The sequence below is a fragment of the Pseudomonas moorei genome (genome assembly GCF_042846945.1).
Classification (GTDB): Bacteria; Pseudomonadota; Gammaproteobacteria; order Pseudomonadales; family Pseudomonadaceae; genus Aquipseudomonas; species Aquipseudomonas moorei.
Genome location: NZ_AP035776.1, coordinates 3,144,471 through 3,158,572, shown reverse-complemented (window position 1 = coordinate 3,158,572; position 14,102 = coordinate 3,144,471). Strand labels below are relative to the sequence as shown.

Here is a 14,102-nt window from a genome sequence, read left to right as displayed (position 1 = left end):
GTGCATACTGGCCGGCCCTTTTTAGCCCTTTTCGAGGAATCGCCCATGTTTAAAGTCAACGAGTACTTCGACGGCAGCGTCAAGTCGATCGCCTTTGAAGCCGCCGAAGGTCAGGCGACCATCGGTGTGATGGCTCCGGGCAACTACGACTTCGGCACCAGCCAGCGCGAAATCATGCACGTGATCTCCGGCGCATTGACCATTCAGCTGCCGGACAGCACCGAATGGGAAACCTTCAACGCCGGCGACCAGTTCAACGTTCCGGCCAACAGCAAGTTCAAAGTGAAAGTGGCCGTCGAGACCGCTTACCTGTGCGAATACCGCGGCTAACCCCACGGTTGCACAGCGACAAAAAATGCCCGTGTGTAAAAACACGGGCATTTTTCGTTGGAGTTTTACTCGAGGATGGTCACGGGCATGCCGACTTCCAAACGGCCATTGCCGTCATTGACCAGATTCTGGCCGAACATCGCGCCATCGGCTTCGGACCGGTACTTCTGCAGGGTGGCCAAGGGTTCGCGATCGGCGCTGCGCTCCCCGGTTTGCGGATCAATGGTGGTCAAAATGCAGCGTGAGCACGACTTGACCACCCGGAACTCGACATCGCCGATGCGAATGCGCTTCCAGCGATCCTCGGCATACGCCTCGCTCCCTTCGATCACCAGATTCGGCCGAAAACGCAGCATTTCCAGGGTACGCCCGACTTTTTGCGACAGGTCTTCCAGCGATGCCTGGCCGATCAGCAGCAGCGGATACCCATCGGCGAACGCCACCTGATCGTCGTCCTTGCCGTAGCCGGCCTCGGTCATGCGCGCGCGCTCCAGTGGCACTTGCACCAGGCGGGTCGGCTTGCCAATGAATTGGCTGACCCACGCACCCGCCTCGTCGCCGGCATCGGGCACACGCAGGGTGTCGCGCCAGATGGTGACGCCACGCAGTTCGGCGTCGCTTGCGGGCAAGGCGATATCGATCGTTGTGTGGCCGGGGGCGCTGAGGGTCAGGCCGCCTTCAGCATTCCACAACGCAGACAATTGGCTCATCTGCGCCACCGCACGTTGGGTCAGGAAGCGCCCGCTGGCCTCATCCACCAGCATCCAGCGTCGATCTCCATCCAGTCCCAGCTTGTCCAGGCTGACCTGCTGCAGCCTCTCACCCTTGGCGGATTTCAACGGATAACGATAAAGCGCGCTCAGACGCAGCATGACCAGCTCCCTGGGAGGCAAAAACGCCACCCTATACGAGCTTGATTGCTGAATCAAAGGCTGATGAAAGGAGTGCGCGCCCCTTGAGCACGCAACGACTCAACCTGCAGGAACCGGCTGGCCGGCGCCTGCAGGGTGTTTTCCGGGCATGGTCAGGCCGGCACGGCGTCGAGCATCAGGCGCTCACGCACCACGTCGACGAGTTTGTCCGGCTGGAACTTGGAAAGGAAGTTGTCGCAGCCGACCTTCTTGACCATCGAGTCGTTGAAACTGCCGGACAGGGAGGTGTGCAGCACCACATACAGTCCACGCAGGCGAGGATCGCTGCGGATTTCGGTGGTCAGGCGATAACCGTCCATTTCCGGCATTTCTGCGTCGGTGAAGACCATCAGCAGCTTGTCGGTCATGTTGACGCCGGTATCGGCCCAGGCCTTGAGCATGTTCAAGGCCTTCAAGCCATCGCTGGCAATGTGCATTTTCACGCCCAACTGACCCAGGGTGTCGCGCAATTGCGCCAGGGCGACGTTCGAATCATCGACCAACAGCACTTCTCGGCCCCGGGCACGTTCCAGCACTGGATCGTTGAGTTTTTCCCGAGACACCTTGGCGCTGTAAGGGACGATTTCCGCCAGGACTTTTTCAACGTCGATGATTTCCACCAACTGGTCGTCGACCTTGCTGATGGCGGTCAGGTAATGCTGACGCCCGGCGCTGGTCGGTGGCGGCAGAATGGCTTCCCAGTTCATGTTGACGATCCGGTCCACTCCCCCTACCAGGAACGCCTGTACCGAACGGTTGTATTCGGTGACGATGATCGTACTGTTCGGGCCGGGCACCAGCGGGCGCATGCCGATCGCCTGGGACAGGTCAATCACCGGCAGGGTCTGGCCACGCAGGTTGACCACGCCGCAAACGAACGGGTGACGCTGAGGCATCAGGGTCAGCTTCGGCAGTTGCAGGACTTCCTGCACTTTAAAGACGTTGATGGCAAACAATTGCCGTCCGGCCAGCCGGAACATGAGAATTTCCAGCCGATTCTCACCCACCAGTTGCGTACGTTGGTCTACCGTATCGAGAATGCCGGCCATTCAAAGACTCCTGGTCTTGTTCTGATGAATTCACTAGTAGAGGGTTATCGGCTGTTTCTGCCGGAGCTTGACCCTTGCAAAATGCCACGCTCGGGCATTGATGTCACATTAACATCATGCTTTACTGGCGTTGTCATTTCATTTGCTACACTCTGCGACGCGACAACAGCTTGCGCGTTCGGTTCCGTTGCCTAAGGGATTTCCCGAGCAACAATCAGGTACAACCTGATATTCGCGATATCCAATAGCCATTAATGTGACGCCATTCTCATTGCATGAATGGAGTCAGGCTTTTGTGTGCGATCGCAGGTAAGTGGCCAGCCACCCTTTCGACTTCTACTGCCCGCACCCAAGCCGGCCGTAGCGCGATCCCACGACCAAACGGTTACGTCGGGACGCTGACCGTCTTCGTCGACACACGCGACATCCCCTCATTAGTCATGACGTTGTGGAGATAAGCATGCCGAACAATCGCAATGAATGGGCAAAGCGGATCCCTGAATTTCTCGCCGAAGCTGAAACACTTCTGGCCAAAACCGAGGAATGCCTGAGTCATTTGCAGCTGATCAGCAATGACAAGGACGCGATCGACTGCATGCTCAGTACCCTTCTCAAGCTGGCCAACAAGGCCGACGCCCTGGCACTGGCCGCTGTTTCGGAATTTTCGCTGCACATTCACGGCTTGCTGAACCATGCGCAGAATCACATGGATCTGCATGACGAGGCCCTGAATGCGCTGAAAGACTGCCTGACGCTGATTGCCTGGCAACTCGAACTCATCGACCAGAAAACCGGCCAGCTCAGCCTTGATGAAAGTGAACAGACCACCCTGATTGAAGCGTTCGCCTTTCAGGTCGGACAAAGTCAGTTCCGGCCACCGGTTAATACCAAACCATTTACCGTCATTACCTATGCGGAACGACAGGCTTAAACTACAGAACATCCCGTATTTCGTGTTTTATTGCCCATGACTGTTCATTAACTTGAGCAAAGACAGGTCGCAATTGGCTGATTCATATCTATTAGCGACAACCCCAACATAAATAACCCATCCTCTCGACAGCCGATAGCCTGTCCTGCCTAGGGTTTTGCCTGACATTAAATGACAAAAACCTACAGACAAACGGCCTCCTTGCGCCACCAAAAAAGCATACTTTTTGCTGTATGCAGCGATCGCCCGACTCCTTGTTTCCTGACTCCCTGGACATATATCGCGGACGCGACCAACGGTATCTTAAGTGGTATTATGCCGCCCAATAGTTGGCGTCAAATAATGGCAACGTGATTGCAAACGGCGGTAGCCCGATCAAGTTCCAGACTGGATTTCCTGTTCAGAACACGCCCTGTTGAAGTCGATGCCTGAAACTACAAAACATAGGCCTGTCAGCCAGCCTGACCGGTCTGCCCGCAGCGAACATCCATTGGCTCCATCCGCTATGTACGCCAGCCTCAAGTCAATCGCCAAGTGGCCACCCTCCAGAGAAAATGCGAGTCGGTTCACTCTTGCTTTGTGTGCCTGCTCGACATTCGGCAGTCTGCTGATCTACAGCCTGTCCTCTCATCTGCCACTGGGTTTGCTGGTGCTCAACATCGCCGCCCTGAGCTGCGTCTGGGCGCAATATCGCCTGTCGCGCAAATCGATCAAATTTCAACCCCAGGAGTTGGCCGACCGTTTGTTGCAAGTTCAGGAAAACGAGCGTCATCGACTGAGCCGGGAACTGCATGACGACATCGGTCAGCTGCTGACGGCGGCAAAACTCCAGGCTGACTGGCTCAAACGCCGTATGCCGGAGGAGCTGCAGGAACAGTGTTCCCTGCTCTGCGACACGCTGGACGAAACCCTCGCCAAGGTTCGCGACGTATCAGCCATCCTCAATCCCCGGCAGTTGACCAGCCTGGGACTGGAAGCCAGCCTGCGTGCGCATTTACTCAAGACGCTGTGCAATACTTCCGTGCACTGGAGCCTCGAATGCCATCAACGCCTGACTGGCATTCCCGAAGAAATGGCGGTGGCGGCCTTTCGGATTACCCAGGAAGCCGTCACCAATATATTGCGCCATGCCGAAGCCAAGAATCTGCTGGTCTGCCTCCAACGCTTGCCGCAAGGCCTGAAACTGCTGATCAGTGACGATGGCCTTGGTTTCGCGCCGGCGACCGATCCTGGTCGCGAAGGACAGCGCGGAATGGCCGGGATGTCAGAACGGATCGCTCAACTGGGCGGCACACTGACGGTGACCAGTCAGCCAGGCAAAGGCACTCAAATCGAAGCACTCTTCCCCTGGGCACCTCGTGCGCTCGAGCGGGCCAGTACGAATAAGGTTATGCATTGACTTGTAACTTACTTCTGGTGGATGACCACTCGCTGATCAGGGCTGGCGTGCGCGCCCTGGTGCTGGACCTTCCTGGCTATGCGGTCATTGGCGAGGCCAATGACGGTGCGCAACTGCTCGCGATGGTTGAGCATTTGTCCCCCGATATCGTGCTGCTGGATATTTCCATGAAGCAGACCGGCGGACTGGAAGCCTTGCAGCAGCTCAAGCGGGTGCGCCCGCAAAGCAAGGTGCTGATCCTGTCGATGCACACCGACCCTGAACTGATCATGCAGGCGCTGGAGTCCGGTGCCCATGGCTATCTGCTCAAGGACACCACGGCCACTGAGCTGGAACATGCGCTGGAAGCATTGCGCAACAACGAACGCTACTTGAGCCCGGCCATCGCCCATACCGTCATCAACCAGGCGCTGACCCGAACCCAGAAAGGCCAGACGGAAGCCGACTCGCACAACCTGACAGCCCGACAGCTGGAAATCCTCCGCCTGATCGTTCGTGGAAAATCCACTCGGGAAATCGCCAACGGCCTGGGTCTGAGCGTCAAGACAGTCGAAACCCATCGCTCGCAGATCATGAAGCGCCTGCAGATCTACGATGTGGCGGGCCTGGTGTTGTTTGCCGTGCGTGAACAGATCATCAGCCTGGACGATTGACGGTCGCGCCCAGCAGCGGCGATTGTTCAGGCAGATGCACCCGTAACGCTGCGGGCCGCGCTGAAAAGCGCAGGCTGTCACCTTCCAGCGGCTCACCATCGAGGTTGATGCATAGACCTTCCGAAGCCTTGATCTCGACCCATGGCAGCCGAGCCCTGATGAACATGTTGTCGATGCCGAAGCCATCGGCCAGCAGGTTTTTCAAGGTACCGACCAATTCCTGCGGTGCCGGCAAAATGCTGATATCAAGCAAACCGTCATCGACCAGCGCCTGCGGACATAACACATGGCCTCCGCCGGCCTGCCTGCCGTTACCGATACCCAAGGCCAACAACTCACCACGCCAATGAAAATCCGGCCCGTGCAACTCACCATAAGCCGCGTGCAACTCGCTGAAGCGTGACAGACCGGTAAATAGATAGGCCGCGCCGCCGAGAACTTTTTTCAGGTCCTCGGAAGTGTTGGCGGTGACCTGACTGCCAAAACCGCCCGTGGCCATGTTCAAGAAAATCTGCCCGCCAACCTCACCCAGATCGATGGCGCAGGGTACCGTCTCCAGAAGATCCAGCGCCTGTCCCGGCTCAAGTGGAATACCGGCAGCCCGTGCAAAATCATTGGCGGTTCCCAGAGGCATCAGCACCAGACTGGCCCGGGTCGAATGCGCAGCCATGGCCTCGGCAATATCACGCAAGGTGCCGTCACCACCGCCAGCAATAATCTGCCGAAAACCGGCCTCCAGCGCTTCATCCACCAGCCGTTGCGCATCACCGGCCTCCCAGGTGACCCGAACAGCCAGCTCCCACCCTTGTTCCCGCTTGCTTTCAACGGCCGCCCGAACCTCCTCGTTGAGTGCCTGCTTGCCATGCAAAATCAGCAGTGCCTTGCGTTCGCTCATTGGTTTCACTCCCTGGATTGAATGGCCTGTGAGAGATGTTGACCGCGACACAACCGATAAAAGTCTCGGGAAACAGAATTATTTCCAGTCCTGTGCTGGTGAGCCCTAAAAGGCGGGATTTTTCTTACAAAACGTGAGGAATCGGCTCAATTGACCAAAAAGTGTGATTAGTACACTTTGATGTCCAGTTTTTTCAGTGATCAGCAGGACAAACACAAGGACGTGCCATGCAATGCCATCACCTCAAACCGGTACTTCCGGTTGCACCCCTCGCGGAGAAACGGGCCAACCACCAGGCGGACCTCAAAGACAACAAAAAATCCAATGGAGAAGTTGATATGGAACCTCGCGTCATTGAGCTGGAAACCCGACTCAAGTACCTGCGAAGGGACATGGAAGAAATGCGTACCGACGTCAAATCCATCAAGCAACGACTTGCCTATTCGGCTGGCGGGACCGCCATCGTTCTTGGACTGCTTGGCTGGATCGCCAATAGCCGTTTCGACCAGCTCGTGACACTGTTTCTGGCTCATTAAACAGTCATCAACGCAAAACCCGGTTTATCAACCGGGCTTGCGTGACGAGACGCCTCGCCGGGTCAGTTCAGGACTTCGCTAAACGGTATGAAATACACACTGTCACCGGCGACCAGCGTACGGTCCTCCAGCACCTCAACCAGTCCGTCGGCCCAAGCGGCACTGCGCAGTACACCTGAACTCTGATTTTTGTAGATGATGGCCCGGCCATGTTCCAGGCGACCACGCAAATACTCACGTCGATTGCCGGCTTTCGGCCAGTCAAATCCTGCCTGTACCTGCACCTTGAGGGGTTCAACCTCTTTGACGCCCTGACGACGCAGGAGATAGGGCCTGGTCAGCAGGGCGAAGGTCACCAGGGTCGATGCCGGATTGCCGGGCAAGCCGATCACCGGCACGCCGCGAAAGTGTCCGAACGTCAGCGGCTTGCCTGGTTTGATGGCCAGCTTCCACAGGGTCAGCTCGCCTTCTTCACGCAGGGCGATACCTAAAAAGTCCGCCTCCCCCACCGAGACACCACCGGTTGAAAGAATCAGATCGACATCCTTCAGCTCGCCAAGGCGTGCGCGCGTGGTGGCCAGGTCATCCGGCAAAATACCGGCATCGATCACTTCGCAGCCTAACCGCTGCAACCAACTGCAGAGCAGAACACGGTTACTGTTGTAGATCTGCCCTGGCCCCAACGCTTGCCCTGGTTCGATCAATTCGTCTCCGGTGGACAGCACGGCAACGCGAACCTTGCGAATCACCTCAAGCTCGGCGCACCCCAGTGAGGCAGCCAAGCCCTGTTCGATCGGCCCCATTCGCGTGCCCGCTGGCAAAATCAGTTCACCTACGGTGGTTTCCTGGCCTTGCGGACGGATGTTCTGTCCAAGGGACATGCTTTCGGTGAAGCGTACACGCTGATCCGCCTGGACCTCGGCGTTCTCCTGCATCTCGACGCAATCAGCTCCCGCAGGAACAGGCGCACCGGTGAAGATCCGTGCACAGGTGCCCGGTTGCAGCGGCTCGGGAGCCTGCCCGGCAAAAATCTTCTGGCTGACCATCAAGGGCTCGCCGGTCCAGTCGGCCATGCGCAAGGCATAGCCGTCCATGGCGCTGTTGGGCCACGGAGGCAGATCAAGCGTCGACACCAAATCGTCGGCCAGCACACGACCTTGAACCTGCGCCAACGGCAAGCGCTCACGCGCCTGAATCCTGGAGGCGTCAGCCATTTCCAGCAGGCGTGCCAGCGCCACTTCGACCGGCATCAGACTGCCGGTCTTGCCCGGCTTACCCGCGGGATTCACAGGGTGCCGCCTGTTTCAGATGAGTCACGAAATTACATGGGCGGTGGCGAGAATCCAGTTGCTCAGAAAGAATGCCGTCCCAACCGGTGCGCACCGCGTTGGTCGAACCCGGCAGGCAGCAGACCAGGGTGCCGTTGGCCAGACCCGCCAGTGTACGGGACTGAACCGTGGAGGTGCCGATATCCGCGACCGAAATTTGCCGGAACAGCTCACCGAAACCATCGACTTGTTTGTCGAGCAGACAGCTCACCGCTTCGGGCGTGCTGTCGCGACCGGTAAAACCGGTGCCGCCAGTGATCAGCACCACCTGCACCACATCGTCGGCAATCCAGTTGGCGACTTGCGCACGGATTTTGTAGAGATCATCTTTAAGTAGCACCCGGGACGCCAGGTTATGGCCGGCAGCCGTCAAGCGGTCAACGAAGACCTGGCCGGAGGTATCGGTTTCCAGGGTACGGGTATCACTGACTGTCAGCACCGCGATATTCAGCGGCGCGAAAGGTACATCAGCCTTGGCTTTCATAGGCTCGTCCGGTTGTGGAAGAAACAGCCCGGTGTTATATCACAGCGCCTCATTTTTTCGCCGCCCCGCTCTGTCAGCTGGAGACCCGCCATGACTTCGAATCAGTCGCCACCCTGCTCCATTCTGCTCCTGGCAGGGGGTCGCGGCCAACGCATGGGCGGGCAGGATAAAGGTTTGCTGGACTGGCACGGTGAGCCGCTGATTGCACATCTGCACCGTAAGGTACGGCCACTGAGCGATGACCTGATCATCTCCTGCAACCGGAACCTGGAAAAGTACGCGCCCTATGCGGACCAACTGGTCCATGACGACGAAGGCGACTTCCCCGGGCCGTTGGCCGGCATTCTTGCGGGACTGAAAGCCGCACGCCATACACATCTGCTGGTCCTGCCCTGTGATGTACCACGCATCGACGCAGCGCTGCTCAACAGCATGCGTGAAACCGCCAATCAATTTCCCGACAGACCCTTGATGTTGCGCCATGACGAACACTGGGAGCCTTTGCTGTGCGTGATTCCCGTGGCGCTTCTTGCTGAATTCGAGAACGCCTGGAGGGATGGCGAGCGCAGCCCGGGTCGCCTCATGCGCAAGCTGGGCGCTACCGCACTGCAGTGTCCCGATAATGATCCGCGACTGGCCAATCTCAACACACCAGAACTGTTAAGCACGCACAACACTGTGCCAGACTGAACCGACCAAGGAACTTGCACGTTCTGCATACGTCTCAAGCTCAGTAACCAAAAGAATTCATTCTCGGAGACACACTCATGACTCAACGGATCCTGGCCTCTTTCATGCTTGCACTGGGCCTTGCCACTCTCGCCGGTTGCGCATCGCCTTCAGTGATCACCTTGAATGACGGTCGCGAAATCCAGGCCGTCGACACGCCACACTTTGACAAGGATTCGGGCTTCTACGAATTCGAACAACTGGATGGCAAACGGACTCGCATCAACAAGGACCAGGTTCGTACCGTTAAAGAGCTGTAATCTGCAGAACGGCTACCGGATACACAAAAATGCCCCGATTGATCGGGGCATTTTCGTATCCGAATCAGAATGCCGGGGTTGCGTGATTAGAGTCGTTGAAAGCCACGATCGCGAGGCCTTATCGACTGAATGTAGAGCGACGCTTTAATTCGATACTTTCTCCAAGCATCACCATTGCAGGGTGATGGCGCTCTCGAATTCTCGTTCCTGCCCCGTAACCGGGTCGACAAATTTCAGCCCTTGGGCCAACAGTTTCAACGGATTGGCGTAGTCATCCTCGACGTCCTTGAGCACCCGGGGATAAAAAGGGTCGTTACAAATGCTCGCACCCAACGCCATCATGTGCACCCGCAGCTGATGCTTCTTGCCCGTCACCGGGTAAAGTCCGTAACGCCAGAGTTCACCGTTCTTTTCCCTGACCTCGACAGCCGTCTCGGTGTTACTGACACCCGGCCCTTCCTGCATGCGAAAAAATGGCTCGCCATCAACGAGTCTGCTCTTGTGAACCAAGGGAAATGAGCGTTCAGGCAATGCCCGGGCAATGGCCTCATAGCGCTTTTCAATCTGCCGTGTCGGGAACAACGACTGATACGCCGAGCGACTCTGAGGATTGGCTGAAAACAACACCAGCCCCGCCGTATGCCGGTCAATTCGGTGTAACGGCACCAGATGCGGATTATCCAGACGACGGATCAGCCGTCTCAGCAAGGTCTGCTCCACATATTCCCCCGCCGGTGTCACGGGTAGAAAATGCGGCTTGTCGACCACCACCAGATGCTCATCCGCGTACAGAATCGACTCAACCACCGGGATGGCTTTTTCGTCCGGCACTTCACGAAAATAGTGAATTCGCAGACCTTCCCTGTAAGGCAGATCAACGGTGATGGGGGCCCCTTGCCCATCGAGCACGCGACCGCGGGCAATTCGGTCCAGCCATTGATCGCGGCCTATGGCGCTGAAGTGTTCGCACAGGCAATCGAGCACGGTCTGCCACCGGCCCGGCGGCAAATACAGCGTGCTGGCCTGGCTATGTGCAGCCGAAAAAGATGAAGTGGACATACGAAAGTTCTGACCCTCAATGCAGACGGGCATTATCCGACAGAGGCGGGAACGAGCCTAGAAGAGATTCCTCACGCGGTGACTTGCAAACGCGCTGCGGCCTCGGTGTACTCCTTGAGCCAGCGCAATACATCGACGGCTTCCCAACGTGCCGGGTCGTAGAGCGCATACAACAGACCCTGATAGCCCACAACGTCCAGTTGCCGGTGAAAGCCTGCGCGCTGAAACAAGGCTTCGATTTCTGCGAAGCAGGTGTTGAAATGCAGTTTGTTGAAGGGTGTTTTGCCTTCCGTCACCAGACCATCCAGACGCAGTTCGAGGACAGCCTCGCGTACCACGTCCACCGACATCCGGTTCACGCTGCTTTTCAATTGTTCGACATTGACCATGATGCATCCCTCTCACGCCCGGACTCGTTGCTCAAACCCTGACTCCAGGAGAAACAGGTCGGCAATCCGGATAACTGTATGCACATACAGTATCCGAATCGCATCGGTTAAGCCAAGGGGATCCATCGCAAAGTTCGACAGGCGGGACACGGCCACTCTGAAAAATCGTCTAACGCAGGAACGCCACGACGTCGTCGGCACTGAAGGGCCACCCCAGTTCCGCGCCGGTATCGACCCGTCGCAATACCGGTATACGCAGGCTGTAGGCTTCATACCAGGTTTCGTCGTCAGCGATGTCCACCAGTTCAACCAGCAGACCGTTCTCGACAAAAGGCATCAGCATGGCTTCGGCCACTTCACAGAGGTGGCACCCAAGGGTGCCGAACAGCTGACATTCAGGAAGCATGGGCGATCAACCGAAAAAATTAAGTGATTATTCTAGGCCTGCCCCCAAAAGCCGTCGAGCCGCTGAATCCTCTGTGCCGGAACGAGAATCACGAAAGCCTCAATCCTGGCTGACGGCACCGATCTTGTGTACCGACAAATCCGCCCCGTAGTACTCCTCTTCCTGGCTCAAACGCAAACCATGAAGTGCCTTGATCAGGCCATAGACCCCGAAGCCGCCCGCCAGAGCCACGACAACACCCAATGCGGTGCCGATCAACTGGCTGACCAGGCTCACCCCACCGAGCCCACCCAATGCAGTCTGGCCGAAGATCCCGCAGGCGATTCCGCCCCAGACGCCACACAAGCCATGCAAGGGCCAGACGCCCAGGACATCGTCGATATGCCATTTGCCTTGGGCGGCGGTAAAAGCCCAGACAAACAGTGCCCCGGCGATGGCACCGGTCACCAGCGCGCCCACGGGGTGCATCAAATCGGAGCCAGCACAGATCGCCACCAGGCCGGCCAACGGACCATTGTGCAGAAAGCCCGGGTCATTGCGCCCGACGATCAATGCCGCCATGGTCCCGCCGACCATGGCCATCAGCGAGTTCACCGCTACCAGCCCGCTGACGCCCTGCAGGGTTTGCGCACTCATCACGTTGAAGCCGAACCAGCCGACAATCAGGATCCATGAGCCCAACGCCAGAAAGGGGATGCTCGACGGCGCGAAGGCCACCAGGCGCCCTTCGCGGTAACGGCCATTGCGCGGCCCCAACAACAGCACCGCCGCCAGCGCCAGCCAACCACCCATGGCATGCACGACCACCGAACCGGCAAAGTCATGGAAACCTGCGCCAAAGCGCTCCAGCAACCAGGCTTGAACGCCAAAGTTGCCGTTCCAGATCATGCCCTCGAAAAAGGGATAAACAAATGCCACGATCAGTGCGGTTGCGCACAATTGCGGAACGAACCGGGCGCGTTCGGCAATCCCCCCGGAAATGATCGCCGGGATCGCCGCGGCAAAGGTCAACAGAAAGAAAAACTTCACCAGGCCGTAGCCGTGATCGACATTGATCACCGCTGCCGGTTGCATGAAAGTGACGCCGTATGAAATCCAATAGCCTATAAAGAAGTAAGCCAGGGTCGAAACGGCGAAGTCGCTAAGGATTTTCGATAACGCGTTGACCTGGTTTTTTTGCCGAACCGTTCCGACTTCCAGAAACGCGAAACCGGCGTGCATGGCCAGAACCATGACTGCGCCGATCAGAATGAACAACGTGTTGGAGCTATGGACCAGGCTGTCCACAGCGCTTTGCAGATTTTCCATGGATTTGGCAGACCTTAAGGCTGAAAAAAAGCACCAAAGCAGTTCGCGCGGGCAATCCATGCACCAAGTTGTGACCTGTCGAACCCCAACAAGTCACTCCCGATGAACCGCTTTGGCGCATGGGAGTTCGTCAAGGTCAATCTCGACCGGGACAATTGCGCGGGTTTTGATTGTTTGAGTTAAGGTTTTACTGGAATCATGCCCGGCAACAGCGCAATGGCGCAGGCCGGCGCACCACGACACAGCAAAAGTTGTACCAGTCATTTGTACTGAACCTTCACGCAAGGCTCATACTCGAACGTTTCAGAAGCCACTTATGGAGATCACCAATGGCCAGCATCAAGGCAAAGACTGCTCAAGAAATCCTGATGAGCGATTTTCAGACACTGGTCAGCGACACCGAACGGTTGCTCGAGCACACCGCTTCCCTGGCCGGTGATCAGGCTGACGAGTTGCGCGACCAGATCCACGACAGTCTGCTGCGAGCACGGGAGACCCTGAGGCTGACCGAAGACTCCCTGCGCGATCGCGGCAAGGCCGCCGTCACCGCCACCGAGGACTATGTCCAGGCCAACCCATGGCAATCGGTCGGGATCGCGGCCGGCGTGGGCTTTCTGATTGGTCTGCTGGCGACCCGGCGCTGATATGGCAATCGGTGAATCCGGCTCGTCCGAGACAGGTCAAAGCTCCTCGCCGCGGCGCCTGGGCGCTGCATTTCTTGGCTTGCTGCACAGCCATGTCGAACTGTTTGGCATCGAACTGCAGGAACAAAAGGCCCGCACCGTAAGCCTGCTGCTGTTTGCAGGCCTGGCGCTGGTATTCGCCCTGCTGTTACTGGTGGGACTGTCGACGTTGGTGCTCATTCTGTTTTGGGACACCTATCGTCTCGCGGCCATCATTGGGCTCTGCGTCTTTTACGCGCTGGCAGCCGTCTTCTGTGGCTTGCGCCTGAAAGCGGCGATCTTCGATGAATCCTCCCCCTTCCACGGCACTCTGGAAGAACTGGCCAATGATCGGGAGCGCCTGCTGCCATGAGCCTGCCTGAACTGCCTCCAAACAGCTCGCGCACAGAAATGCGCAAGGCACTGATTCGTCTGCGCATGGAAATGCATCGCCAGGAAATCCGCCACGAATCCGCGCAACTGCTGCAACCCCTGCAGCGTGTTCGTGGCATGACACAAAACCTGCAGGACGGCTTCGGCATCAAACACGCACCGCTTTGGGGCGTAGCGGCCGTGACCTTGATCGGTTTCCTGACCGGCAAGGGCGCCAAAAACGGCGGCGGGCTGGACAGCCTGACCCGATTGGTTCGGCTTGGCACCACATTGGGCCCCCTGATCAAGTTGGTCCTGCAGGGCTCATCGCGTAAACACTGAGCAGTCGCTATATGGCTGCATTCTTGCAATACCCGTGGGATGAACCTCTTTATCGAGGG

General features: G+C 57.6%; 19 protein-coding genes. 10 read left to right on the top strand and 9 right to left on the bottom strand.

Annotated elements, in window-relative coordinates; genetic code table 11:
• Positions 1 to 45: 45 nt before the first annotated feature.
• Entirely contained in the window at positions 46 to 330 is a 285-nt protein-coding gene (locus ACGJAX_RS14760; RefSeq protein ID WP_090318201.1) for a pyrimidine/purine nucleoside phosphorylase, read from the top strand.
• A 65-nt stretch (positions 331 to 395) separates the two neighbouring features.
• On the opposite strand, the gene ACGJAX_RS14755 is transcribed toward ACGJAX_RS14760, so the two are convergent.
• Both ACGJAX_RS14755 and ACGJAX_RS14750 read right to left on the bottom strand, forming a co-directional pair.
• Entirely contained in the window at positions 396 to 1,202 is an 807-nt protein-coding gene (locus ACGJAX_RS14755; RefSeq protein WP_248916251.1) for an MOSC domain-containing protein, read from the bottom strand.
• Positions 1,203 to 1,354: 152 nt separating this feature from the next.
• Positions 1,355 to 2,290, bottom strand: coding sequence for a chemotaxis protein CheV (locus ACGJAX_RS14750; RefSeq protein WP_090318193.1), 936 nt, complete (start codon positions 2,288 to 2,290; stop codon positions 1,355 to 1,357).
• A 460-nt stretch (positions 2,291 to 2,750) separates the two neighbouring features.
• Between ACGJAX_RS14750 and ACGJAX_RS14745 the strand changes: the two genes are divergently transcribed.
• From ACGJAX_RS14745 to ACGJAX_RS14735, 3 genes are all read left to right on the top strand, one after another.
• Positions 2,751 to 3,221 carry a hypothetical protein gene (locus ACGJAX_RS14745; protein ID WP_090318189.1) on the top strand — a complete coding sequence of 157 codons (471 nt, stop codon included), beginning with the start codon at positions 2,751 to 2,753 and terminating at the stop codon, positions 3,219 to 3,221.
• A 505-nt stretch (positions 3,222 to 3,726) separates the two neighbouring features.
• A complete protein-coding gene (locus tag ACGJAX_RS14740; RefSeq protein WP_390959877.1) occupies positions 3,727 to 4,620 on the top strand; it encodes a histidine kinase in 894 nt (297 codons plus the stop codon).
• Positions 4,617 to 5,273: a response regulator transcription factor gene (locus ACGJAX_RS14735; protein ID WP_090318183.1), complete on the top strand. Its 657-nt coding sequence runs from the start codon at positions 4,617 to 4,619 to the stop codon at positions 5,271 to 5,273. The genes ACGJAX_RS14740 and ACGJAX_RS14735 overlap by 4 nt, the downstream gene beginning before the upstream one ends.
• Here ACGJAX_RS14735 and yegS read toward each other — a convergent pair.
• A complete protein-coding gene (yegS, locus tag ACGJAX_RS14730; RefSeq protein WP_390959651.1) occupies positions 5,257 to 6,168 on the bottom strand; it encodes a lipid kinase YegS in 912 nt (303 codons plus the stop codon). The two genes, ACGJAX_RS14735 and yegS, sit on opposite strands and share 17 nt — an antisense overlap.
• 227 nt (positions 6,169 to 6,395) lie before the next feature.
• Between yegS and ACGJAX_RS14725 the strand changes: the two genes are divergently transcribed.
• Positions 6,396 to 6,704: a hypothetical protein gene (locus ACGJAX_RS14725; RefSeq protein WP_090318178.1), complete on the top strand. Its 309-nt coding sequence runs from the start codon at positions 6,396 to 6,398 to the stop codon at positions 6,702 to 6,704.
• Between the two features lie 62 nt (positions 6,705 to 6,766).
• On the opposite strand, the gene glp is transcribed toward ACGJAX_RS14725, so the two are convergent.
• Positions 6,767 to 7,993, bottom strand: coding sequence for a gephyrin-like molybdotransferase Glp (gene glp / locus ACGJAX_RS14720; protein WP_390959649.1), 1,227 nt, complete (start codon positions 7,991 to 7,993; stop codon positions 6,767 to 6,769).
• Positions 7,977 to 8,516: a molybdenum cofactor biosynthesis protein B gene (gene moaB / locus ACGJAX_RS14715; protein WP_390959647.1), complete on the bottom strand. Its 540-nt coding sequence runs from the start codon at positions 8,514 to 8,516 to the stop codon at positions 7,977 to 7,979. The genes glp and moaB overlap by 17 nt, the downstream gene beginning before the upstream one ends.
• Before the next feature lie 90 nt (positions 8,517 to 8,606).
• Between moaB and mobA the strand changes: the two genes are divergently transcribed.
• Positions 8,607 to 9,206 (top strand): molybdenum cofactor guanylyltransferase MobA, encoded by a 600-nt coding sequence (mobA, locus tag ACGJAX_RS14710; RefSeq protein WP_390959645.1) that lies wholly within the window; start codon positions 8,607 to 8,609, stop codon positions 9,204 to 9,206.
• Between the two features lie 77 nt (positions 9,207 to 9,283).
• Positions 9,284 to 9,505 carry a YgdI/YgdR family lipoprotein gene (locus ACGJAX_RS14705; protein WP_090318164.1) on the top strand — a complete coding sequence of 74 codons (222 nt, stop codon included), beginning with the start codon at positions 9,284 to 9,286 and terminating at the stop codon, positions 9,503 to 9,505.
• Positions 9,506 to 9,673: 168 nt separating this feature from the next.
• Here the strand turns inward: ACGJAX_RS14705 and ACGJAX_RS14700 are convergent, their stop codons facing one another.
• The 4 genes from ACGJAX_RS14700 to ACGJAX_RS14685 form a co-directional block, all read right to left on the bottom strand.
• Positions 9,674 to 10,564: a pseudouridine synthase gene (locus ACGJAX_RS14700; RefSeq protein ID WP_390959643.1), complete on the bottom strand. Its 891-nt coding sequence runs from the start codon at positions 10,562 to 10,564 to the stop codon at positions 9,674 to 9,676.
• Positions 10,565 to 10,635: 71 nt separating this feature from the next.
• Complete coding sequence (locus ACGJAX_RS14695; protein ID WP_090318158.1) at positions 10,636 to 10,953, bottom strand: transcriptional regulator; 318 nt, start codon at positions 10,951 to 10,953, stop codon at positions 10,636 to 10,638.
• A 169-nt stretch (positions 10,954 to 11,122) separates the two neighbouring features.
• Positions 11,123 to 11,359, bottom strand: a complete 237-nt coding sequence (locus ACGJAX_RS14690) for a glutaredoxin family protein (RefSeq protein WP_248916244.1) — start codon at positions 11,357 to 11,359, stop codon at positions 11,123 to 11,125.
• 99 nt (positions 11,360 to 11,458) lie between these two features.
• Complete coding sequence (locus ACGJAX_RS14685; RefSeq protein ID WP_247255466.1) at positions 11,459 to 12,667, bottom strand: ammonium transporter; 1,209 nt, start codon at positions 12,665 to 12,667, stop codon at positions 11,459 to 11,461.
• Between the two features lie 329 nt (positions 12,668 to 12,996).
• Here ACGJAX_RS14685 and ACGJAX_RS14680 point away from each other — a divergent pair, with 329 nt between their 5' ends.
• Genes ACGJAX_RS14680 through ACGJAX_RS14670 form a run of 3 tightly spaced genes read left to right on the top strand, consistent with a single transcriptional unit; the run spans position 12,997 to position 14,043 of the window.
• Positions 12,997 to 13,311 (top strand): YqjD family protein, encoded by a 315-nt coding sequence (locus ACGJAX_RS14680; protein WP_090318146.1) that lies wholly within the window; start codon positions 12,997 to 12,999, stop codon positions 13,309 to 13,311.
• A 1-nt stretch (position 13,312) separates the two neighbouring features.
• Positions 13,313 to 13,702, top strand: coding sequence for a phage holin family protein (locus ACGJAX_RS14675; protein WP_247255464.1), 390 nt, complete (start codon positions 13,313 to 13,315; stop codon positions 13,700 to 13,702).
• Positions 13,699 to 14,043, top strand: coding sequence for a hypothetical protein (locus ACGJAX_RS14670; RefSeq protein WP_090318137.1), 345 nt, complete (start codon positions 13,699 to 13,701; stop codon positions 14,041 to 14,043). The genes ACGJAX_RS14675 and ACGJAX_RS14670 overlap by 4 nt, the downstream gene beginning before the upstream one ends.
• Positions 14,044 to 14,102 lie beyond the last annotated feature (59 nt).